The sequence below is a fragment of the Planktotalea sp. genome (assembly GCF_018607995.1).
Lineage (GTDB): Bacteria > Pseudomonadota > Alphaproteobacteria > Rhodobacterales > Rhodobacteraceae > Planktotalea.
The window spans coordinates 214,869-236,894 of the sequence record NZ_JABBAL010000030.1 but is presented as its reverse complement, the minus strand read 5'-3'; the positions used below and the strand labels follow the sequence as shown (position 1 = coordinate 236,894).

Sequence of the window (22,026 nt, the reverse complement as noted above, 5' to 3'; positions counted from 1 at the left end):
CCTGTGACACGTTTTCTATTCTTATTTTGAAGGCGCGTTGTGCAGCGGGTGTTTCCCTCGCCGTTCGTCGCTATCCCAAGTCGTTCCATTCGGCACTAGAAAGTGCCTGACGTCAATTCATGCTTTCGGTAAAGTGAAGTTTAAATGCGACATTGAGCATAAAAGAAAACGACATCGTCTGTGAATGCAACTGAGAAAGACACTTTCCCCTACGGAAACCTTCGAATTAAGACGCACCATCTTGATAATTCGACCAAATGGAAGATTTACACCGAGTTTTGTTGACGCTGCAACTTGGCCTTTTTTACGCAAGGTCGAAGGTGTTTCTCCCGTGTGGCTTTTAACGAGGCGGGTGAAATAGGCGGGGGTTGAGAAGCCAAGGCGCTTGGCAATGTCGACGGCTTTCAGTCCCTCGTCCCTCAACAGGCACCGTGCGCGTTGCAGGCTGTTTTGTTTCAAAAGATCGGCAGCGCTGATGCCACAGGCTGCTTTACAAACTCGTGCGATGTGGGCCGGTGTCACACCCAGTTAAGCTGCAAAATCTGCCATTGTACCCCTTTCGGTGTCTTGTGCCTTAGATTGCACAATCAAAGAGCAAAACGCCCGCATCAAACGCTGCGCGGCTTTGTCGGAAGCGGCATGTTGGTACATTAGGTAGCGATGCGCCCAAACCATCATCAATTGAGCATGGGTTTGCGCGGCGTGCGCGCGAGCGGCTCGGCGTCGTGGGCTTCGCTTTGAATGGTTTCCACATAATGTGTCAGCGTAAGCTGCGCTTTAGGTTCACGCACCCTTAGCAACATATGCTCATCTGGCCAGTCCAGACGGTCACTTGGAGGCAGGACGACGGTCTGCCCCAAAAATGAAGACTCGTAGTTGAATGAAAACAACGTGCCTGCAGTGATAAACAAAGCATTGTGACTGTTCATCGCAGAACTTTGAGCATTTACAGTACAGCTCGTGGCCCCGCGCGTGACCCAAATTAGCATGTGCTGTTTAGCATGTGCTGCGCGCGTGCGTGGGCCAGCCCAAGCCGCCAAGGCGCGCCTTTGACGCGCTGCGAGATTGTCAAAACCGTGCTTTGATTAGGGTGAGGGGCTGTGTGTTCATTCATACCGTCACTAAATGCATAAATGTTAGTAAGTGGACATATATCTAAATAATTTGTTCAGAATATCACCTCGAATGTGTCTTTCAGGATAGCCCTAGTTTCGACCTGAGGGCAAAGACACGCGGGTCCATTGCTTTGTGTGGGCGCGAAACCATGTTCTTTGCCGTTTGGCGAATTGCCGTGTGGCTATCGTTGCAGCCTCCTTTGCTTCGCCCAAAGTACGCTCACCTCGCAGGTGCGACACAAGCTCCGGCGCGCCAATGGCTTTGCACGACAATAGGTTTGGATCGTAGCGATCAAGGTTCATGCGCGCTTCGTCTAAAGCACCTTGCTCAATCATCATATCAAAGCGTTGTGCGATGCGTTTATTCAGCCAATCAGTGTCTGCATCTAAGGCGAGCGCATGAGTTTGATCCAATGAAAGTAGCGGTGCAGGCGTTTCTGCATGCCATTGCGCCAAGCTGCGCCCTGTACCGCGCTGCACTTCCCAAGCACGTTGAACGCGCATGGGGTTGTGCAAATCTATTTTGGCGCACGTGTCGCGATCAAGATCCGCAATCATCGCTTTTAGATTGCCTGCCATGCGAATTTCATCCGCCTCTTCGCGAATTTCATCGCGTGTTTCAGGAATTTCGGCGAGACCTTCGGTTAGCGCGAGAAAGTAGAGGCCTGTACCGCCAACGATAATCGGGCGGGCATTGGGTTGATCCAGAAAGGGCGTTAGATCGCGAAGCCATTTGCCCGCAGAATAAGCCTGCGTAAAAGGAACATGTCCAAAGAGGTGATGCGGCGCGCGTTTCTCATCCGCTGCGTCTGGGCGCGCGGTCAAGACCCGCCAGCCTTCGAACACCTGACTGGCATCTGCATTGACGATGACACCACCCTGCGCTTCAGCAATTTCCAGCGCCATCGCTGATTTTCCCGACGCCGTCGGTCCTGCGATTAATACAGGTTTCATCGGGTTAAGATTGGAAATGTCTATGTTTGCCACAGGATTACTCTATTGATTTTCAAACAACTGCTAAATATCACGTTATGCCGTTTGAGCGATTGAACATTGCCCGACTTTTGGGCACTTTGCACCACACTCATACCAATCATATTTCGGAGCACAATATGACTGAACTCACCACCGCCGACGGAACGACGTTTAACCGCGTCATGCTTAAGATTTCCGGGGAGGCGTTGATGGGGGGCCAAGGGTTCGGATTGCATCCGCCCACGGTGGAGCGTATCGCGCGTGAGGTAAAGACCGTACACGATATGGGCGTCGAGATCTGTATGGTGATCGGCGGCGGCAATATTTTCAGAGGCCTGCAAGGCTCTGCCCAAGGGATGGAACGCACGACAGCGGATTACATGGGCATGCTTGCGACGGTAATGAACGCGCTCGCGATGCAGTCCGCGCTGGAAGGGCAGAACATCCACACGCGCGTGATTTCCGCGATCACGATGAACGAAGTGGCAGAACCATACATTCGCCGCCGCGCTGTGCGTCACCTTGAAAAGAAACGTGTGTGCATCTTCGCGGCTGGGACAGGCAACCCTTATTTCACGACAGATACCGCCGCGACCCTGCGTGCGAACGAAATGGCTTGCGAAGCGATCTTTAAGGGCACCAAAGTGGACGGCGTCTATGACAAGGACCCTGTGAAACACCCAGATGCGAAGCGCTATGACACGGTCAGCTTTGATGAAGTCTTGCAAAAGCATCTTGGAGTGATGGATGCTTCCGCGATTGCCCTTGCGCGCGATAATAACCTGCCGATCATCGTGTTCTCGCTTGATGAGCCGGGCGGGTTTAAAGGCATTCTCGCGGGCGAAGGTACCTATACGCGTGTTCAAGGCTGACGAGGCTTCAGTAAAGGGCGCTATACAACGCGTATTTGCTGACTTAATAAGAATAGAACGTTATTTACGAGGCTTAGAGAGCACTATGTCAGACGACTTTATGCTGGATACCGACGATTTGCAGCGCCGTATGGATGGCGCAATGGCGAATTTAAAGACTGAATTTGCCAGTTTGCGCACAGGTCGTGCGTCCGGCTCGATGTTAGAGCCGGTGATGGTTGATGCCTATGGCAGCATGACGCCGATCAATCAGGTCGGAACTGTCAACGTGCCAGAACCGCGAATGGTGACGATCAATGTGTGGGACAAGGGTCTCGTGCAAAAGGTGGAAAAAGCCATTCGTGAAAGCGGCTTAGGTATCAACCCGCAGCTTAACGGTACGATCATTATGCTGCCAATCCCTGAACTGAACGAGGAACGTCGCCGTGATCTGACGAAAGTTGCCGCGCAGTATACTGAGAGTGCCCGCGTTTCTGTGCGAAATGTGCGCCGCGACGGTATGGATCAGATCAAAAAGGCCAAGAACGACGGCTTGTCCGAAGACGACCAAAAATTTTGGGAAGCCGAAGTGCAAGAGCTGACAGATGTTGCGATAAAAGCAGTGGACACAGCGCTTGAGGTGAAGCAAGAAGAAATCATGCAGGTTTAAGTGATGAAACCGGCGCTGAACCCTCAGCAAAACGAGATTTTCATCCCGGCAGAGGCCAACCCGATGTCTGGGCCGCGTCACGTCGCGATCATCATGGATGGCAACGGACGTTGGGCACAAATGCGCAATCGTCCGCGCTTATTTGGGCATCACGCAGGCGCGCGTCGTGTGCGTCAAATTGTAGAATCCTGTCCGCCCAATGGGGTGAAGTACCTCACCATCTTTGCTTTCTCGACGGAAAACTGGAAGCGCACTCAGGTCGAAGTGTCCGGCCTTATGAAGTTGTTTCAGCGCTATATCACCAAAGAAGCGCGCACGCTGGCGGAAGCGGGGGTACGGGTGCGCTTTATCGGGGATCGCGTGCGGCTCAATGACAAGCTTGTCGAGTTGATGGACAGCTTGGAAAGCACGACCGAAAAGAACAACAAACTACACCTCACGATCGCTCTAAATTATGGCGGTCGCGACGAAGTTGCGCGCGCCACCAAGCGTTTGGCACAGGACGTGAAAAGTGGCAATTTGGACCCTGATGATGTTGATGAAGAAACTCTGCCAAAGTACTTAGATACTTACGTTTTACCTGATCCTGACCTGGTTATTCGCACGAGCGGTGAAGCGCGCATCTCCAACTTTCTTTTATGGCAATCGGCTTACGCGGAATATGAATTTGTCGACACGCTTTGGCCAGATTTTACAGCAGAAGAATTCGGCGCGCTTACCTCAAAATATGCCAATCGAGACCGCAGATTTGGCGGCGTAAAAGTATGAGCGCGGCCGGCACACAATGGGGCGATCTTGCGCCGCGCGTGCTCAGCGCGATTGCGATGCTGGTTATTGGCATCATTGCGGTTTGGGCAGGTGGATTATGGATCCATCTACTTGTGTCAACTGCATGCGGTTTGATGGTCTGGGAACTCGTTCGCATGCTGCAAGGCGCGGACAGCCAAAAATCGTTGTGGCTGGCGTTGATTAGTGGTGCCGCTCTGTTCGTCGCAAGCTACGCGCCGTATCCGAGGGTCATTTTACCGATGCTGCTCGCCCCTAGCCTTGTTGGCTTTTCGATGCTCTCCTCAGGGTCGCGTTCATTCACCAGACTCCCAATTTGCATGAGCTACACGGCCTTGATCTTGATCGCAGGCTTTAGCCTTATCGCATTGCGCGATGATTTCGGCATCACTTGGATGGCTTGGCTTCTGATCGTGGTGATTGTGACGGATGTGGCGGGCTATTTTGCGGGTCGCATGCTTGGGGGGCCAAAATTTTGGCCTGCTGTCAGCCCCAAAAAAACATGGTCTGGCACAATTGCAGGCTGGATCGGGGCGGCGATTGTCGGACTGATCTTTGCGAAGCTTTACGGTGGTGGTACACTGGTCGTGCTCGTCTCTTTTGGTGCTGCGTTCGCGTCGCAGCTTGGTGATATCATTGAAAGCGCTATCAAGCGGCATGTGGGTGTGAAAGACAGCTCCAACCTGATCCCAGGCCATGGCGGACTGTTGGACCGCTTTGACGGCATGCTTGGGGCTGCGCTTTTGCTCCTCCTCGTAGAGCTGGCTTTTAATTTCCCGCCGAACGCGGCTGGGTAGAGTAGGACGATGCGCAAGATTTCCATTTTGGGGGCGACGGGTTCCATCGGTCAAAACACGATTGATTTGATCAAACACGCGCCAGGTGACTACGAGGTTGTCGCACTCACTGGCGCACAAAACATCGCGCAACTTGCGAAAGACGCGATTGAATTACGCGCAAAGGTGGCGGTCACAGCAGACCCCGCGCGCCTTGAAGAGTTGCGCAGAGCTTTGGTTGGTAGCGGTGTTGAGGCAGCGGCAGGCGCCAGTGCAGTCATTGAAGCCGCCGCCCGTCCCGCAGATTGGGTTATGTCTGCGATTGTTGGCGCGGCGGGTTTGGCGCCGGGGCTTGAAGTGCTCAAACAGGGGGCCGCACTCGCGCTCGCGAACAAAGAATCCATGGTTTGTGCAGGCGCTCTGGTGAAGACGACTGCGAAAGAGCACAACGCACGCATCCTCCCCGTGGACAGCGAACATTCCGCGGTGTTTCAGGGGTTGATTGGCGAAGATATGTCTGCGGTAGAGCGGATCATTATCACCGCGTCTGGTGGTGCATTTCGTGATTGGCCAATGGATAAGCTCGCCGGTGCCACCGTTGCGCAGGCGCAAACCCATCCAAATTGGGACATGGGGCAGCGGATCACCATCGATAGCGCGTCGATGTTCAATAAGGCTTTGGAAATCATAGAAACACGGGAATTTTTCGAAGTTTCTCCCGAAATCATTGAAGTTTTGGTACATCCGCAATCCATGGTGCATGCGTTTGTTGGTTTCAACGATGGCGCGTTGATGGCGCATGTGGGTCCGCCCGATATGCGCCACGCGATTGGCTTCGCGCTGCATTGGCCTGAGCGGCGTCATTTGCCGGTTGAACGCCTAGATCTTGCGGCCTTGTCGCAGCTGACTTTCCGCGCGCCCGACGAGAAGCGCTGGCCTGCTTTGCGTCTCGCGCGCGAGGTGATGGCGACGGGTGGACATGCGGGTGCCGTGTTTAATGCTGCGAAAGAACGCGTTTTGGATCATTTCATCAGCGAAAAAATAGGCTTTTTGCAGATGGCCGAGGTCGTGGAGGAGGTGCTGCACCGTCTTTCTGCGCAATCCGGCCTCACAAATGCCAAAATGACCCTTGATAGCGTGCTTGAGATGGACCATCTGGCACGTAACACGGCCGATGAAATCATCGCAAACCCGTAACAACGCGCCGCCACTAAGGAGGTGCAAGAGCAGCACAAGGACGCACGCATCATGGATATTCCGGGGCTTTTGCCGCAATTTGGCAGTGTGATCTGGACGCTCTTGGCCTTTGTGCTCGCACTTTCGGTGATTGTCGCGATCCATGAATATGGCCACTACATTGTCGGACGTTGGTCGGGGATTCATGCGGAGGTCTTTTCGTTGGGCTTTGGTCCCGTCTTGTTCAGCCGCGTTGATAAGCGTGGAACGGTTTGGCAGTTCGCCGCTCTGCCATTTGGCGGTTACGTCAAGTTTCTAGGCGATGCTAACGCGGTCAGCGCACCCGACGGCGAAACTGTGCGAGAGATGAGCGCTGAAGAGCGTCGGCGTACAATGCCCGGTGCACCGTTGTGGGCGCGTACCGCCACGGTTGCGGCTGGACCCATCTTCAATTTCGCGCTCTCAATCATTGTGTTTGCGGCCGTTATCTTCGCTCAGGGCGAAGAGGCGGATCCCTTGGCAGTTGGCGCATTGCGCGAAATACCAGGTGTGCAAGAACTTCAAGTTGGAGATCAATTGCTGGCGATTGACGGTATTCCTGTGCCAAGTTTTGAAAATGGGGCAGGGTTTAACGCGCTAGAGCAGCAAATCAGCAAAGCAGCGCAGGTGAGCTACACCGTTGGGCGCGATGGCTCTGAGCTGGATGTCATGGGTCCTTATCCGTATCCAGCTTTAGTTACAAATGTAATGCCGCAGTCTGCAGCGCTTAAAGCAGGTCTTAAGGTTGGCGATTTCATCACGGCGATTGATGGTGCCCCTGTATTTGCCTTCTCGCAGCTTAAGGATGCTGTCGAAAGCGGCAATGGCGCACCTTTGCTGTTGGACCTTTGGAATAGCGGCGAGACCCGTCAGGTGATCCTGTCGCCAAAGCGCGTGGATGAGCCACAGCCGGACAACACTTTCGCCACACAATGGCGTATCGGCGTCGCGGGCGGTTTTTTCTTTGAAATTGCGACCCAAGCAACCAGCGTGACATCTGCACTGAGCAACGGTGTGATGCAGACGAAGCGTATCATCGAAGGCTCGCTTTCGGGCATGTATCATATGGTGACGGGCGCGATCAGTTCGTGCAACTTGTCAGGTCCGATTGGAATCGCACAAACCTCTGGTGCGATGGCAAGTCAAGGTGCGACCAATTTTATCTGGTTTATCGCGGTTTTGTCGACGGCAGTGGGTCTATTGAACCTCTTCCCGATTCCGGTTCTGGACGGCGGTCACTTGGTGTTTTTCGCCTATGAAGCCGTTGCAGGCAAAAAGCCAAGTGAGCGGGTTTTGGGAGTGTTCATGTCTGTCGGTCTATTCATGATCTTGTCGTTGATGGTTTTTGCGCTCGGGAACGATTTATTCTGCCCGTAAAGCTTTCAAACAGATATATGCTCTGCCCACTTTTGGCCTCGTTCTCTTGGTAATATCATGTTGATGGATGAAATCCCTCGTGTAAGTCGCGCATAGAGATGAGTGAAAGACATGCAAATGATTCAATCGGTAAACTTAGCTTAGGCTTCCTGATCACGCTACATTGGGACCGTATCGTCTACTTTGTGATACTTGGCCTGTGTTTGGCACTTTCAGGCTATGTCGCGTCGGTGAGCTTTGCCAACCCCTTCATCTTGCAGGGAAGTCTAGGGCCGCCACCGCGAAAAACAGCCTATCCGCTTTTGACATCACCCCCCAATGAGGCTACTCAGATCTTATCTGGGGTGTCTGTTGGATCGGTGTAATGACCAATAAAATAATGAGCGGCGGAAAACGTCGCGCAGAACAAACGTTAAGAATAACTCTACTTAAGTCAAGCGTTGCATCGATTGCCTTAGTGTTTTCAGTGGCTTGTGTTGCCTTGCCAAGTATGGCTGAAGCGCAGCAATACCGCTTTAGCAGTGTGGCGATCGAGGGCAATCAACGCATTGAGCCGTCTACGATCCTTGAATATGCAGGAATCGGTCGCGGTACTGCGGTCTCTGGGTCCGATCTGAACGGTGCATTTCAGCGCCTTCGAGGTAGCGGTTTGTTCGAAAGTGTCGATCTTGAGCCCCGCGGCGATCGCTTGGTGATCAAGGTCACAGAATACCCAACGATAAACCAGATTAATTTCGAAGGAAACCGCCGTCTCAAGGACGAGAACCTTTCCACAATCGTGCAAAGCCAATCGCGCCGTGTATTCAATCCGTCCACGGCAGAGCGTGATGCTTCTGAAATTGCCAAAGCCTATTCCCAGCAAGGGCGTTTGACCGCGACGGTCAGTCCTCGCATCATTCGCCGTTCTGACAATCGCGTTGATTTGGTGTTCGAAATTTTTGAAGGCGGTCTGACCGAGATTGAACGCCTCGGGTTCGTGGGCAACCAAGTTTACTCAGACAGCCGTCTACGCCGTGTGCTGGAAACCAAGCAAGCGGGCCTTCTGCGGGCTTTCGTGAAACGCGATACATTCGCCGAAGACCGGATTGAGTTCGACAAACAGATCCTAAGCGACTTCTATGCGAGCCGTGGCTATGTTGATTTCCGCACGACATCTGTGAATGCCGAACTCGCACGTGAACGCGACGGCTATTTCGTGACGTTCAACATTCAAGAGGGCCAACAATTCAAATTTGGGGCGATCACAACGACCTCCGAGATCGCGGATGCCGATGAAGCGGAATTCCAAGCTGCGCTCAAAATACGCCCTGGCGTGGTGTACTCACCATCCTTAGTGGAAAATTCGATCGCACGCCTTGAGAGATTGGCGATTAAACTGGGCCTCGATTTCGTGCGCGTTGAGCCTCGCATCACACGCAATGATCGTGATCTGACGCTTGACGTTGAATACGCGCTTGTGCGTGGTCCGCGCGTGTTCGTGGAACGCATTGATATTGAGGGCAATGCAACTACGCTTGATCGCGTTGTGCGTCAGCAATTCAAAGTTGTCGAAGGTGATCCATTTAACCCACGTGAAATCCGTGAAAGCGCGGAGCGTGTTCGTGCGCTTGGCTACTTTAGTGGTGCTGATGTGCAAGCGCGTGAAGGATCCAGCCCTGACCAAGTGATTGTTGACGTTAATGTTGAAGAAACGACGACAGGTTCGCTGACCTTTGGTGGTACGTTTTCTACCACGACCGGCCCAGGCGCGATTATCAAATACAACGAAAGCAATTTCCTTGGCCGTGGCCAGCGTTTGGGGTTTGGCTTGACGACTGGTGTCGATAATCGCGAATACTCGCTTAGTTTTGATGAGCCGGCGTTTTTGGGTCGTAATTTGAACTTCAGCTTCGTAGCGTCCTATGTGGAAACAGACAATCAAAACGCTGTCTATGACACCAACTTGGGTCGGTTTCGTCCCTCGTTTGAATTCCCTGTGTCAGATAATAGCCGCCTGCAGTTGCGCTACACCCTTGATATGTCCGAAATGGCAGATGTTGGTGCAACGGCTGGTGCGTTGATTTCGTCCGAAATCGCACGTGGCGACGAGTTCTCGAATTCTGTTGGATACACCTACAGCTTTGATACGCGCCGCACGGGGTTGAACCCGAATGCGGGTATTTTGCTAGAGTTTGGTCAGGATTTCGGTGGCATCGGTTCCAACAATCAATACGTTCGCACCACTGCAAAAGCGATCGCGCAGACCAAAGTGCTCAGCGAGGAAGTCACGCTTCGGGCGACGCTGGAGGGAGGGGCGCTGAACTATGTGACTGGTTCTAGCCGCGCGACGGATCGCTTCTTTATGGGCCCTGCCTTGATGCGCGGGTTTGAACCCAGCGGCATCGGCCCACGCGAAGTCAACGAAAATGCCAATGACGCGCTCGGTGGTAATATGTTTGTGGTGGCGCGTTTTGAGTCGGAATTCCCGCTTGGCCTGCCAGAAGAGTATGGTATCTCGGGCGGTGTGTTTTATGATATCGGCTCGCTGTGGTCACTGGATCAAAGCAATGCGAATGTCATCAACGAAGACTTTGCTGCCCGCAGCGTGGTTGGTGCTTCGATTTTCTGGAAAACGCCGGTTGGACCGTTGCGCTTTAACTTTACTAAAGCCCTGTCCAATGTAGCTGGCGATCGGGAGCAAACCTTTGACCTCTCCATTTCGACAAAGTTTTAAACACAAATATTGGCGTTCCGTCTTTGGTGCGCCGATCCTTTCGCTGTGTCTCGCGGCCCTCAGCCTGATAGCGCTGCCATCGAAATCACTTGCGCAAGCCAGCTCGTTTTCACTACCTGACATTCCTGTTCTCACGATAGAGCGGGAGCGCCTGTTCACGGAAACGCAATTTGGGCAAAACTTATCTGCAGCAATCGCGGCGCGGGGACGGCGCCTCTCGGCGGAAAACAGGCAGATCGAGCAAGAACTGGCGGATGAGGAAAGCGAGCTTACAAAGCTGCGCAAAACGCTTGATCCCGAAGAGTTTCGAGTGCTCGCTGATGAATTTGATATCAAAGTTACGAAAGCACGGTCTGAGCAAGACACCAAAGCACGCGGCCTTTCGCAGTTGACCGATCAAGTGGAGCGAAGCTTTTTGTTCACGATTGCACCGGCCATTGAAGTCTTGATGCGCGAAAAAGGCGCCAGTGTGATCTTGGATCGTCGGGCCGTTTTCGTCAGCGCTGATGCGTCAGACATTACGCAAGAAGCGATAGGCCGGATAGATTCGGCACTCGGGAAGGGCATGCCGCTTGACGAATTGCTGGCGCCTACTCCTGCGCGCCAAGAGAATGCAACGCAAGATCAATGATCACGGCGGCTTGCCCCTCTTTGGCGCACTTGCTAGGACAAATGTAGACGTGGACCAACTGATCCAAGAGAGACATTCATGACCGAATTTTTGAGCGCAGACATTCAACTGATTCAACGTATCTTGCCACATCGTTATCCATTTCTATTGGTCGACAAAGTCGAGGATATAGATGGTACACAAACAGCGGTCGGGATCAAAAACGTCACAATGAACGAACCACATTTCCAAGGCCACTTTCCAGGGCTGCCGATCATGCCTGGCGTCACGATCGTTGAAGCCATGGCGCAAACGGCGGCTGTGATGGTAGGCACTGCGCTCGATATGGCGGACAAAGAAATGAAGGTCTATTTCATGGCCATCGACAAATGCAAATTCCGTCGCAAAGTTGGCCCCGGTGACGTGTTGAAGATGAACCTCACAACCGTGCGCGGAAAACCGGGTGGCAAGGTCTGGAAGTTTTCCGGTATTGCCACGGTCGAGGGCGAGATGGCTGCAGAAGCTGAATTCACTGCGATGATGGATTTGCCTGCATGAGTGTTCACCCTAGCGCAGACGTCCACGCGAGTGCTGTTGTCGAGGACGGTGCGCAGATTGGCGAGGGCTGTATCATTGGTCCATTCGCCTACATCGGCGCTGATGTGCACATGGGTGCGCGCTGTGTTTTGATGAGCCACGCGGTCGTGAAAGGCCAAACCACTTTAGGCGAGGACAACACGATATTTTCCTTTGCCGTAATTGGTGAAATTCCGCAGGATAAGAAGTTTGATGGCGAAATTACCCGCCTTGAGATCGGATCGCGCAATCGTATTCGCGAGCATGTGACCGTGAACACAGGCACGAGCGGTGGCGGCGGTCTGACGAAGATTGGGGATGATTGCTTGTTGATGGCGGGATGCCATGTGGCGCATGATGTGATCATCGCCAACAACGTGATTGTGGTGAATAGTGCGGCCGTTGCGGGCCATTGTATCATCGAGGATGACGTTATCATCGGCGGTCTAGCCGGCATTCATCAGTTCGTGCGTATCGGCAAAGGTGCGATCGTTGGTGCCGTGACAATGGTGACAAATGATGTGATTCCTTACGGCCTTGTACAGGCTCCGCGTGGTCAGCTTGACGGCTTGAATCTTGTTGGTCTCAAACGTCGCGGTGTAGAGCGCGGTGACATTATGGCCCTGCGTGCTGGGTTCCAGATGATGGCGCAAGGCGAAGGAACGTTCCAAGACCGTGTTAAGCGTATGGGCGAAGATTCCAATAGCGATTACGTGCACCATATTGTGGATTTTGTCACGGGTGATTCGGATCGCTCCTTCCTGACGCCGGGTGGCTAAGGCATGGGCCGTCTTGCGATCTTGTCGGGCAGTGGCGCGCTTCCCCAGCGTTTGGCGTATGCTCAACCTGATGCGATTTTGGTCAGCTTTTCCGGCGTTGGACATGATCTTACAGGCACCACACAAGAACATGCGTTTGAAAAAATGGGTGCTTTGTTCGCATCTCTAAAAGCACAAAACGTGAGCGAAATCGTGATGGCAGGTGCCATGTCGCGCCCCCCCCTTGATCCAAGCGCGTTTGACGCAGTGATGACAGGCCTCGCACCGCGATTGATTCCGGCAATGCAGCGCGGGGATGATGCGCTTTTGCGTCTGGTAATTGCAATCTTTGAAGAACAAGGGTTTTGCGTGCGTGGGGCTCACGAGGTCGATTCAACTTTGACTGTTGATGCCGGTCTTCTTTGCGGCGCTGCTTTGAGCGAGATCACCGGCAACGATGTAGCCAAAGGAATTGCGATCCTTGAAACCCTAAGCCCTGTGGACGTAGGGCAGGGCGTTGTTGTTGAGACTGGTCTCTGCCTCGGGATTGAGACTCTGCAAGGTACTGATGCGCTTTTGAATTTTGTCGCAGCAACTCCGTTACACTTGCGCAAAATGGGTGGTGTTTTCGTCAAAGCACCCAAACGTGGTCAGGACTTGCGCGTTGATATGCCAACGATTGGACCCGATACGCTCACCGCTATGAAAGCGGCAAAATTATCTACGCTGGTTATCGCTTCTGGCGCGGTTCTTTTGCTTGAACGTGATGAAACCATGCGTTTTGCGAAAGCCGCCAATATTACAATTTTCGCACAGGACATCTGAGTGATGCGGGCCTTTATTATCGCGGGTGAACCCTCTGGCGACAAGCTTGGCGCGGCCTTGATGGAGGGGCTTCAAACGCTGGTGCCTGAGGTTAAATTTGACGGGATAGGTGGCGCACGGATGGGCGAGGTAGGCTTGCAAAGCCGTTTCCCGATGGAGGAAATTTCCATCATGGGGATTTTGGAAATTCTGTCGCAATATAGCCATCTCAAACGTCGCATTTCTGAAACAGCTGATGCGATCATTGCGGATAAGCCGGATGTGTTGATCACAATTGATCTGCCGGAGTTTTCACTACGTGTTGCCAAGCTCGTGAAGGAAAAAAGCCAAATTCGTTGTGTGCACTACGTGGCCCCAACAGTTTGGGCGTGGCGTGCAGGGCGTGCCGTGAAGATGGCGCGCCATATCGATCAAGTGCTCGCGTTGTTCCCGTTTGAGCCGCCCTATATGAAAGCCGCAGGGATGCGCTGCGATTTCGTGGGGCATCCTGTGGTAACGGATATGCAAGCCAGTGAAACTGAAGCGCAAGAGTTTCGCGTTGAGCATGGTATTGGCGATGCACCGCTTGCGCTGGTTTTACCCGGATCAAGACGCGGCGAGGTAGGGCGCCTCGCGCCGATCTTTGGGCAAGTTCTTGAACCAGTCTTGCAAACGACACCAGATCTGCGTGTCGTTATCCCCACCGCCGCACCTGTTGAGCATCTCGTGTGTGAAGCCGTCAAAGACTGGCCCTGTGATCCGCTTGTGATCCGCTCTGAAGACAAGGCGCAAAAGCGTGCAGCGTTCAAAGCAGCTGATGTTGCGCTCGCGGCGTCTGGCACTGTCTCGCTTGAACTTGCAGCGGCTGGTACACCTATGGTTATCGCCTATGATATGAACTGGCTGTCGCGCCAGATCATTGGACGCATGTTAAAAGTAGATACTGTAACGCTGGTCAATCTCGTCTCAGACACCCGCGCTGTTCCCGAATTTATAGGTGCGGAGTGCGTGCCTGAACGCATTGCCGAAGGCCTGCTGCAAGTGATGAATGATGGTGCGAACCAAAACGAGACGATGCGTGTCACGATGCAGCGGCTCGGGCAGGGCGGCGATGCGCCCGGTCTTCGTGCGGCGCAGGCTGTGCTTGACGGGCTGTCTGATCACCAAACGCTGAACTAAAAAGGATACGCCATGGAAAACTATGGCGAGCTGATTTTTCACCAAGCAGTTCAAGAGCTACAAAAAGCAGATGGGTCTTTCAAGCAATTCCAAAAGATGTACCCGCGCCGCACGCAAGACAGCTTAAGCCCCGATGACATCGCCTTCATCCAAGCGTGCGAGAACTTTACATCGCCTCAACAAACCCAGATTACTGGCTTTATGTGCAACATTGCGGTGGTCCCTTCGGATTTTTGCGCGTCCATACAACACGTTAACTGGTCTGTGCGGATTACCATGGAAATCGTCAGTTTATCATCATGGGCAATTTGCAAAAAGACGCACATGTATCGTTGTTCTTAATTGATTATCTGAACCAAGCTCGCTTAAAAATCCAAGGTCGCGCGACATTGCTCAGACTTTCCGACGCACAAGATGGTTTGATCGCTGCATTGCCACAAGATCAGACCTCGCCAGAGCGCCTTTTGTGTATCGACGTGATCGCGCTGGACTGGAACTGTCCGAAATACGTCTCGAAGCTTGATTCAGAGGATGTGATCCGCCAAGTCGTCGGTGGTCAAATGGGGCAGTTACAGACGGAGAACGCCGCCCTAAAAGTCCGCATTGCAAAGCTCGAGGCGGACTAATTTATCCTGCGATCGAGGCCTCGTGGATTTGTGCTATGGTGCCATCCAGTGTGGTGTTGAAGTCAGCATCGCTTTGTTTGTGCGAAAGCCCTTCGGTTAACGCGCGGCTGAAGCTAGCGATCATACCTGTGTTCTGGGATAGGCGCTTAGTTGCTTCAGCGCGATCATAGCCGCCCGAAAGCGCCACGACTTTCATCACTTTGGGATGATCATTGAGGGCCGCATATGTGTTGGCGACTTCAGGCAATGTGAGCTTGAGCATGATCTGCTGGCCCTCCGGCACCGTATCAAGGGCACTCGTGATTTCGTTGAGCAGAATCTGCTCTACATCGGCCTTGTCTGCGATATCGATGGTGACTTCCGGTTCGATGATCGGGACAAGCCCTGCGGCCAAAACCTGATTGCCCACTTTAAATTGCTGCTGGACAACGGCGCGGATGCCATCAACGTTTGCAGCGCTGATGACAGAGCGCGCTTTCGTACCGAACACGCCATTGGCAACGGCACGTTTAAGTAATTCGTCGAGCACGGGCATCGGTTTCAAGATCTGCGCTCCGTTGGCGACATCTTCGAGACCTTTGTCGATCTTCAAGAACGGCACAATGCCATTGTCCTCCCAGAGCGCCTTGGCCGAAGGTTTGCCACCGATCTCGCGCTCCATCGTCATCTCGAACAAGATCGCGCCGATCACACGCTCCCCCGTAAACGCAGGGGACGACACGATGCGCGCGCGCATGCTGTGGATCAAATCAAACATTTCCGCGTCGGTGTTGTAGTCGCTGTCCTCAACGCCATAAATACGCAAAGATTTCGGTGTCGATCCACCCGACTGATCCAAGGCCGCGATAAAGCCGTTACCTGTGCGAATTTTCTCAGCCATTTGTGGATTGGTCATCTGAACACCTTGTTTTGCTTGCGTTAAACGCGGTGTAGGTGAGCCCCCGCTCTTAGGCAATCAGGGTTGCGCTAACATGGGGGCAGCTTTTTTGCGGATAGCCTATTTTTGCAGCTCAGCAGGCAAATCACGCCCTACCCAATCGCGCAGTACACCGTTTTCGAGGCTGGTTTGTACCTCTGCCCAAGCATTTGTGGCACCGCGCAATCGCATGATCGTATCAATCTCGTTGCGGATCGTGGCAGAGGCAACATCGCCCGTTGCGGCCCCCACAGAGGCCCAGTAGTAGGCCGCGCGGTAGGATCGAATGCGCGTGGTTCCCAAAAGATGGCCGCGCGCCGCGCGCCTAATGTCACCGATAGAGGCGAAATCAGCAGAAACAGGTCCGCCGCCACCAAGCATGATATCTTGCACCTCAAGCAGTTCGTTCAGACTTAGCGCATCCTCAAGATCATTGAGCAAACTCAGACTGCCGGTTTGGCCATTTGCGCTTGCATGCAGGGCCAATCGATAGGCTGTCGCGGCGTTGCTGTGCTGCATTGCTTCTGCCATCAGGGATGTTGCTTCAGCGTTGCCCTCTTTTGCGAGCGGATCAAGCAGACGCAGACCCAAAGTGGTGTTGCGCGGTGCGCCCACTCCGCTCAGCAGAGCACGACCAACGTCAAGATTGCGCGCTGTCGGCAAAAGCCCGTCGATTGCTTGCTTTAGTTCAGCCGCGGGAATGCCGCGAGAGATCGCCATGGGAACTGTGCCGATTGTCGGCGCGAGTTTAGAGAACATCGCTTTGGGGTCCTCCAGATCGCCTTCTCCCAAACGCACAGGCGTATTTGGCGCGGCGGTTTCAACGGTTATCTGACCGGGGTTTGCGACAAAGGCTTTGGCGGTAACGATGGCTTGATTAATGAACGCTTCTTGCTCTGTACTAAGCTCGCGCGCATCAAAACCATTCATCTCACCAAACATCTCGCTCAACGCTCCGGGGATCAGTTGCTCCAAAGCGGCCGGATCAAGCATGCCGGGAGGGGCCATGCGCGATCCCGCTTCATAAAGCCCGCGATTTTCCAAAGAAAGCTGTGCGTGGTTCACATAGACGGCTGGGCTGACCTCTTCGGTGTCGAGATCCATGCGGTAACTGATGTAGTCAAGATCGACGGAGCCGCTGAGTGCTGCAAGCTTGTCTAGATCTGCGCCGAAATTGATCATCGCCCCGCCGGAGGCGAAATCGTAGTTCACGTTAATAGTCATGCGATCAAGGCGGATATCATCGACGCCCATCATGCCAACTACAGGGCGCGCGTCGCTTGGCAGGCAATCAAAATCAAGTACCGCGCCTTCAAGTGCAATATTGATGATATAGCCTTGCTGGCGATCAAGAGGCTGCCCGCTCAGTATCAGCCCGTCAGCTGTAATTGCGCAAGCGTCCCCCTCGACATAGGGCAAAAACGGGCGCACATCGACGCCAACAAGCGCGACACGGTTGCGTACAACTTCGACATCGATCTGTTCATAGCGCACATCTGCCAATACGCGCAGGGTTGGAATAAAGCTTTGCACGACCATCGCCAAAATATTGTCGAGCGAGAAGTTATCCCAAAGAGTGACAGGGTTTTCAGCGGCTTGCTCTTGAGCATGAAGCGGCAGTGCAAGGGCACAAGTAAGCGCAGTAGTGTGTAAAATAGTGCGTGTAACGGACATCGTATAATCCCGAGGCTGATAAAATCACCCTCAGGGTACTCGAAATTCGTATTTCGGCAAGGGCAAGGATACCTGACCGTCCCCGTGCTTAGCTGCTGAGGGCGGCGACCCCAGGCAATGTTTTACCCTCCATCCATTCTAAGAATGCACCGCCTGCAGTAGAGATATAGGTAAATTTCTCTGCCGCACCCGCTTGGTTCAGGGCCGCGACGGTGTCGCCGCCGCCTGCGACGGAGATCAGCTTGCCTTGCTCGGAGAGATCCGCTGCGTAAGCAGCAGCAGCGTTGGTGGCCATATCGAAAGGATCTATCTCAAACGCGCCAAGCGGGCCGTTCCAGATGAGCGTTTTGGCACCATCCAGGATCGTCGAAATCCGCGCGACGGTTTTGGGGCCAGCATCAAGGATCATCGCATCTGAGGGGCAGGCGTTTGCGGGTAGGGTCTGGTTATCTGCGCCTGCTTTGAATTCTCGCGCGACAACGATGTCAGAGGGCAGCACAATTTCGCTTCCTGCGCTTTTGGCTTTGCCGAGAATCTCAAGCGCAGTGTTGGTCATATCATGCTCTGCCAGCGACTTACCTACATCAATCCCTTGTGCGGCTAAGAAGGTGTTCGCCATGCCGCCGCCAATCACGAGATGATCGACCTTTTCCACGAGATTGCCGAGCAGCTCCAATTTGCTCGACACTTTCGCACCGCCAACCACCGCAACGACAGGGCGCTTCGGCGCGCTTAATGCACCCGCTAAGGCACTCAATTCCGTTTGCATCAAGCGACCCGCGCAGGACGGCAGTAGATGTGCGAGACCTTCGGTGCTTGCGTGTGCGCGGTGCGCAGCAGAGAAGGCGTCGTTGCAATAGATATCGCCAAGTTTGGCGATTTCAGCCGCGAAGGTGGGATCGTTCGCAGGCTCTGCAGCGTGATAGCGTGTGTTTTCCAGCAAAAGAACCTGACCTGCTTGCAATGCGCCGGCGGCCGCACTTGCGCCCGCGCCAGTACAATTGGCAGAGAACATGACATCACACTCGAATGCGGTTTCCAAGGTCGGTACCAAGGGCTGCAAGCTCATCTCTGGTATGCGCTGACCTTTGGGGCGCCCGAAATGTGCAAGCAGGATCGGCAGGCCGCCAGCAGCTAGGATATCGCGCACAGTCGGAACAATCCGTTCGATCCGTGTGGCATCTGTGACCACGCCGTTTTCCATCGGAACGTTGATATCCACGCGCGTCAGCACACGCTTTCCTGCAAGGTCCATTTGATCCAAAGTTGTCCAGCTCATAATATTTCTCCTGTCAGGTTTAGCCTGTCTTTGCCGCTCAAAGCGCTTATCGTCAATGCTTGCCTTGTCCATTGCGGCAATGGGCCTTAGATACTGCGCCAACAGATATCAAAGGAGCGCCCGAATGGCCGATACAAAAGATCTCGAAAACACAATCCTGCTGGAACTCAAAGACGGCACAGTCACAATTGAATTGCTTCCCGATGTAGCACCGAAGCACTGTGAACGTATGAAAGAGCTTGCGCGCTCAGGCGCATACGACAACGTGGCATTCCACCGTGTGATTGACGGTTTTATGGCGCAAACTGGTGACGTCGCGAATGGCAACATGGAAAAGGATTTCAACATCCGTATGGCTGGCACGGGCGGCTCTGACATGCCTGATTTGCCAGCTGAGTTCTCCAAGCTGCCACATGATCGTGGTACAATCGGTGCGGCGCGCAGCCAGAGCCCTGATTCTGCAAACAGCCAGTTCTTCATTAACTTTTCTGACAACAACTTTCTCAATGGTCAGTATACGGTTTATGGCCGCGTGACGTCAGGCATGGATTTGGTTGATGCAATCACACGCGGCGAGCCACCTGTGGAGCCGGATCGCATGGTGTCCATGAAAGTTGCCGCAGATGCGTAAGCTCGCGTTTGCCCTGTGCCTGTTCGCAAGCCCCGCGCTTGCGACGGGCCTTCAGGTTGAAGTCGCTGGTGAAGGTGCCAATGGTACAATCGCCATCGACTTACTTGAGGATTTGGCCCCGGAACATGTCGCGCAGATCACTGCGATTGCAGAAAGCGGCGCGTATAATGGCGTTGTTTTCCATCGTGTGATTGATGGCTTCATGGCGCAAACGGGCGATGTTCAGTTTGGTCAATCCAGCGGCAATACGTCCCGTGCTGGCATGGGCGGCTCTGATATGCCTGACATTCAGGCAGAGTTTTCGTCCGAGCCGTTCAAACGCGGTATCGTCGGCATGGCGCGAAGCCAGAACCCGAATTCAGCGAACAGCCAGTTTTTCATTATGTTCGATGATGGCGATTTTCTGAACGGTCAGTACACGGTTGTTGGTCGCGTGACAGCTGGCATGGATGTGGTAGATCAAATCAAGCTGGGCACAGGCGGCAATGGCGCCGTTGTGGGCACGCCTGATATGATGAAGACTGTGACCGTCACCGAGTAAAGCCGGATGCACAATTGCGTGTGTGGAGCTATACGAACTAAGCTTTTTGAAGCACCCTTTGGAGGAATTCTCTGGAGGGTGCTTTTATGTTGAAACGGATCGCTTTGGCCTTGGGTCTATCGCTGGTGATGGGGACGGCGTCGGCCAGCCCTGAATTTTGGCAACATGAATGGCCGAAAACTGATTTTGAGAAAACCACAGTTGAAAACTGGGTTGAGATCATGTCTGGCGGTCCGCCCAAAGATGGCATCCCTGCGCTGAACAATCCCAAGTTTCGCAAAGCCAGCACGGAGACGCGCATTGGCGGGACAGAACCTGTGATCACCGTTGAGATCAACGGTGATGTGCGTGCCTATCCTGTACGATATCTGACATGGCATGAGATCGCCAATGATGTGGTCGGTGGCGTGCCTGTTGCTGTAACTTTCTGTCCGTTGTGTAATTCCGGTATCACCTTTGATCGGCGCGTAAAGCAAGGCACGCTGACGTTTGGTGTGTCTGGCAAGCTGCGCAATTCGGATATGGTAATGTATGATCGCGAAACTGAAACCTGGTGGCAGCAAGCGATTGGCGAGGCAATCGTTGGTGATTTGCTGGAAAGTGAACTGGTTCAATTTCCCACTTGGATGGAAAGCTGGGACGAGTACGTTGCGCGCAATCCAGAAGGGTTAGTGATGGACGAACCTGATTTTGCACGCCAATATGGCCGCAACCCCTATGTGAGTTATGACAGTTCAACCAAGCCGTTCTTGTATAGTGGTGAAAATCCGCCCCATGGCATTCCTGCGCTGGAACGCGTTGTGCGTGTCGGAGATCGCGCCTGGCCTTTGACGCGTTTGTCCAAGCTTGGCGCTGTGACGGAAAACGGTGTGAGCTTGACCTGGAAAGCAGGTCAAGCCTCGGCTTTAGATGGCCGCAATATTGCGAAAAGCCGTGATGTGGGCGGTGTACGCGTCAAGGATGCGCAGGGGCGCGACTTACCGCATGATGTGATGTTTGCCTTCGCGTTTCACGCTTTTTGGCCAGATGGCACTTGGATGTTGGGTGAGTAGGGGGCCAGCCCCCGTCTCCGCAAGCTGAGACTCCCCCGAAGTTTATTTGCAAAGATGAAGCCTATTCGATAATGCCGCCTGTGTTGGCGAGGAATGGCTCCAGATAGGTGAGGTTGGCGGTTCTGAGGCGTTTTCCACCGAAGCGATAGGTGATTCCCGCCATGATTGAGGTGGTGTCAGTGATATCATCGGTGCCGACGATCTCTTTCCGGTGGCTCTCACCATATTGCGTAGCGGCGAAGAGCGACAAGCCGGGCACCGCTTGGATGTCATAATCGACGCGCGCTTCCAGCGTCCACAGCTCAACCACAGTGCTCGGGGCGTCCATTTTCGCGTTGAGGTAGCCGATGGAGGTGCCAAAGCTCAGGCGATCAGTAGCTGCAAAGGTGATGCCAACGCCAGTCGCAATACCGTCGGTGGCTGTTGCGACGCTGTCTGTTCTACTGGTGCCTGTAATGTATCCCAGATGTCCATTGAATGACCAACTATTACATAGTGAGTACGAGCCTTCAATACTGCGCGAGCAGACGCATCGCATCATCGCTTCCGTCATTGTCGTGGTCCGATTGCAGCGCGCCCACAGAGACACCGTAGCTAAAGCGATCAGCAGAGCGGCCCGTGCGCAGTATCAGGCTGTTTGAGGTGTTTGCCGTATTGGGGGCCGCATTGGCGTTGTTCGTCGCCGCAAGTCCAAGATCCGCTTGGATATAGAGACCACTTTGCGTAAGGCGGCCAAAGCTCAGATTGGTGCGCCCCGTCAGCAAAGTTCCTGTTGCGCCTTGGATTGCGACGGGGGCACCTGCCGTTTGACTTTGCTCGAAAGACAATTGTGCGCTGCCGTAAAATTCTTGCGCAGTGAGCGGGCTAGTGATGAGCAAAAGGGCGGTTGTGAGGCGCAGCAT

25 protein-coding genes are annotated in these 22,026 nt (G+C 53.7%); 17 read left to right on the top strand and 8 right to left on the bottom strand.

What is annotated here, in order from left to right:
- Positions 1–117: 117 nt before the first annotated feature.
- The 3 genes from QZ280_RS16430 to miaA all read right to left on the bottom strand — a co-directional run bounded on the left by QZ280_RS16430 (position 118) and on the right by miaA (position 2,069).
- A complete protein-coding gene (locus QZ280_RS16430) occupies positions 118–522 on the bottom strand; it encodes a helix-turn-helix domain-containing protein (RefSeq protein WP_365734663.1) in 405 nt (134 codons plus the stop codon).
- A 155-nt stretch (positions 523–677) separates the two neighbouring features.
- Positions 678–1,040, bottom strand: a complete 363-nt coding sequence (locus QZ280_RS12430) for a hypothetical protein (protein WP_293444667.1) — start codon at positions 1,038–1,040, stop codon at positions 678–680.
- A gap of 165 nt (positions 1,041–1,205) precedes the next feature.
- The gene (miaA, locus tag QZ280_RS12425) at positions 1,206–2,069 is read right to left on the bottom strand and encodes a tRNA (adenosine(37)-N6)-dimethylallyltransferase MiaA (protein ID WP_293445190.1); all 864 of its coding nucleotides are present in this window, start codon (positions 2,067–2,069) and stop codon (positions 1,206–1,208) included.
- A gap of 158 nt (positions 2,070–2,227) precedes the next feature.
- On the opposite strand from miaA, the gene pyrH reads away from it, so the two are divergent.
- The 14 genes from pyrH (at position 2,228) to QZ280_RS12355 (ending at position 15,031) form a co-directional block, all read left to right on the top strand.
- The gene (pyrH, locus tag QZ280_RS12420) at positions 2,228–2,962 is read left to right on the top strand and encodes a UMP kinase (protein ID WP_293444665.1); all 735 of its coding nucleotides are present in this window, start codon (positions 2,228–2,230) and stop codon (positions 2,960–2,962) included.
- Between the two features lie 85 nt (positions 2,963–3,047).
- Complete coding sequence (frr, locus tag QZ280_RS12415; protein WP_293444663.1) at positions 3,048–3,611, top strand: ribosome recycling factor; 564 nt, start codon at positions 3,048–3,050, stop codon at positions 3,609–3,611.
- 63 nt (positions 3,612–3,674) lie between these two features.
- Positions 3,675–4,379 carry an isoprenyl transferase gene (locus QZ280_RS12410; protein WP_293445188.1) on the top strand — a complete coding sequence of 235 codons (705 nt, stop codon included), beginning with the start codon at positions 3,675–3,677 and terminating at the stop codon, positions 4,377–4,379.
- A complete protein-coding gene (locus QZ280_RS12405) occupies positions 4,376–5,194 on the top strand; it encodes a phosphatidate cytidylyltransferase (RefSeq protein ID WP_293444661.1) in 819 nt (272 codons plus the stop codon). Before QZ280_RS12410 ends, QZ280_RS12405 begins: the two co-directional genes overlap by 4 nt.
- 9 nt (positions 5,195–5,203) lie before the next feature.
- Positions 5,204–6,370: a 1-deoxy-D-xylulose-5-phosphate reductoisomerase gene (gene dxr, locus QZ280_RS12400; RefSeq protein WP_293444659.1), complete on the top strand. Its 1,167-nt coding sequence runs from the start codon at positions 5,204–5,206 to the stop codon at positions 6,368–6,370.
- Positions 6,371–6,421: 51 nt separating this feature from the next.
- Positions 6,422–7,765 (top strand): RIP metalloprotease RseP, encoded by a 1,344-nt coding sequence (gene rseP, locus QZ280_RS12395; RefSeq protein ID WP_293444657.1) that lies wholly within the window; start codon positions 6,422–6,424, stop codon positions 7,763–7,765.
- A 98-nt stretch (positions 7,766–7,863) separates the two neighbouring features.
- The gene (locus QZ280_RS12390) at positions 7,864–8,130 is read left to right on the top strand and encodes a hypothetical protein (RefSeq protein WP_293444655.1); all 267 of its coding nucleotides are present in this window, start codon (positions 7,864–7,866) and stop codon (positions 8,128–8,130) included.
- A complete protein-coding gene (bamA, locus tag QZ280_RS12385) occupies positions 8,130–10,478 on the top strand; it encodes an outer membrane protein assembly factor BamA (RefSeq protein WP_293444653.1) in 2,349 nt (782 codons plus the stop codon). Before QZ280_RS12390 ends, bamA begins: the two co-directional genes overlap by 1 nt.
- Positions 10,450–11,109: an OmpH family outer membrane protein gene (locus QZ280_RS12380; protein ID WP_293444651.1), complete on the top strand. Its 660-nt coding sequence runs from the start codon at positions 10,450–10,452 to the stop codon at positions 11,107–11,109. Before bamA ends, QZ280_RS12380 begins: the two co-directional genes overlap by 29 nt.
- Positions 11,110–11,187: 78 nt before the next feature.
- Positions 11,188–11,646: a 3-hydroxyacyl-ACP dehydratase FabZ gene (gene fabZ, locus QZ280_RS12375; protein ID WP_293444649.1), complete on the top strand. Its 459-nt coding sequence runs from the start codon at positions 11,188–11,190 to the stop codon at positions 11,644–11,646.
- The gene (gene lpxA / locus QZ280_RS12370) at positions 11,643–12,443 is read left to right on the top strand and encodes an acyl-ACP--UDP-N-acetylglucosamine O-acyltransferase (RefSeq protein ID WP_293444647.1); all 801 of its coding nucleotides are present in this window, start codon (positions 11,643–11,645) and stop codon (positions 12,441–12,443) included. The genes fabZ and lpxA overlap by 4 nt, the downstream gene beginning before the upstream one ends.
- Positions 12,444–12,446: 3 nt before the next feature.
- Positions 12,447–13,247, top strand: coding sequence for a UDP-2,3-diacylglucosamine diphosphatase LpxI (gene lpxI, locus QZ280_RS12365; protein WP_293444645.1), 801 nt, complete (start codon positions 12,447–12,449; stop codon positions 13,245–13,247).
- 3 nt (positions 13,248–13,250) lie between these two features.
- A complete protein-coding gene (gene lpxB / locus QZ280_RS12360) occupies positions 13,251–14,405 on the top strand; it encodes a lipid-A-disaccharide synthase (protein WP_293445186.1) in 1,155 nt (384 codons plus the stop codon).
- A 299-nt stretch (positions 14,406–14,704) separates the two neighbouring features.
- On the top strand, positions 14,705–15,031 hold the full coding sequence (locus QZ280_RS12355) for a hypothetical protein (RefSeq protein ID WP_293444643.1): 327 nt from the start codon (positions 14,705–14,707) through the stop codon (positions 15,029–15,031).
- 1 nt (position 15,032) lies between these two features.
- On the opposite strand, the gene QZ280_RS12350 is transcribed toward QZ280_RS12355, so the two are convergent.
- The 3 genes from QZ280_RS12350 to QZ280_RS12340 form a co-directional block, all read right to left on the bottom strand.
- Entirely contained in the window at positions 15,033–15,926 is an 894-nt protein-coding gene (locus QZ280_RS12350) for a fructose bisphosphate aldolase (protein WP_293444641.1), read from the bottom strand.
- A 102-nt stretch (positions 15,927–16,028) separates the two neighbouring features.
- Positions 16,029–17,621, bottom strand: a complete 1,593-nt coding sequence (locus QZ280_RS12345; protein WP_293444639.1) for a hypothetical protein — start codon at positions 17,619–17,621, stop codon at positions 16,029–16,031.
- Positions 17,622–17,709: 88 nt separating this feature from the next.
- Positions 17,710–18,900, bottom strand: coding sequence for a phosphoglycerate kinase (locus QZ280_RS12340; RefSeq protein WP_293444637.1), 1,191 nt, complete (start codon positions 18,898–18,900; stop codon positions 17,710–17,712).
- Between the two features lie 124 nt (positions 18,901–19,024).
- Here QZ280_RS12340 and QZ280_RS12335 point away from each other — a divergent pair, with 124 nt between their 5' ends.
- From QZ280_RS12335 to QZ280_RS12325, 3 genes are all read left to right on the top strand, one after another.
- Entirely contained in the window at positions 19,025–19,531 is a 507-nt protein-coding gene (locus tag QZ280_RS12335) for a peptidylprolyl isomerase (protein ID WP_293444635.1), read from the top strand.
- A complete protein-coding gene (locus QZ280_RS12330) occupies positions 19,524–20,072 on the top strand; it encodes a peptidylprolyl isomerase (RefSeq protein ID WP_293444633.1) in 549 nt (182 codons plus the stop codon). The genes QZ280_RS12335 and QZ280_RS12330 overlap by 8 nt, the downstream gene beginning before the upstream one ends.
- 86 nt (positions 20,073–20,158) lie before the next feature.
- Complete coding sequence (locus tag QZ280_RS12325) at positions 20,159–21,124, top strand: DUF3179 domain-containing protein (RefSeq protein ID WP_293444632.1); 966 nt, start codon at positions 20,159–20,161, stop codon at positions 21,122–21,124.
- Positions 21,125–21,185: 61 nt separating this feature from the next.
- On the opposite strand, the gene QZ280_RS12320 is transcribed toward QZ280_RS12325, so the two are convergent.
- Positions 21,186–21,677: a hypothetical protein gene (locus QZ280_RS12320; RefSeq protein WP_293444630.1), complete on the bottom strand. Its 492-nt coding sequence runs from the start codon at positions 21,675–21,677 to the stop codon at positions 21,186–21,188.
- Positions 21,634–22,026 (bottom strand): hypothetical protein, encoded by a 393-nt coding sequence (locus tag QZ280_RS12315; protein ID WP_293444628.1) that lies wholly within the window; start codon positions 22,024–22,026, stop codon positions 21,634–21,636. Before QZ280_RS12315 ends, QZ280_RS12320 begins: the two co-directional genes overlap by 44 nt.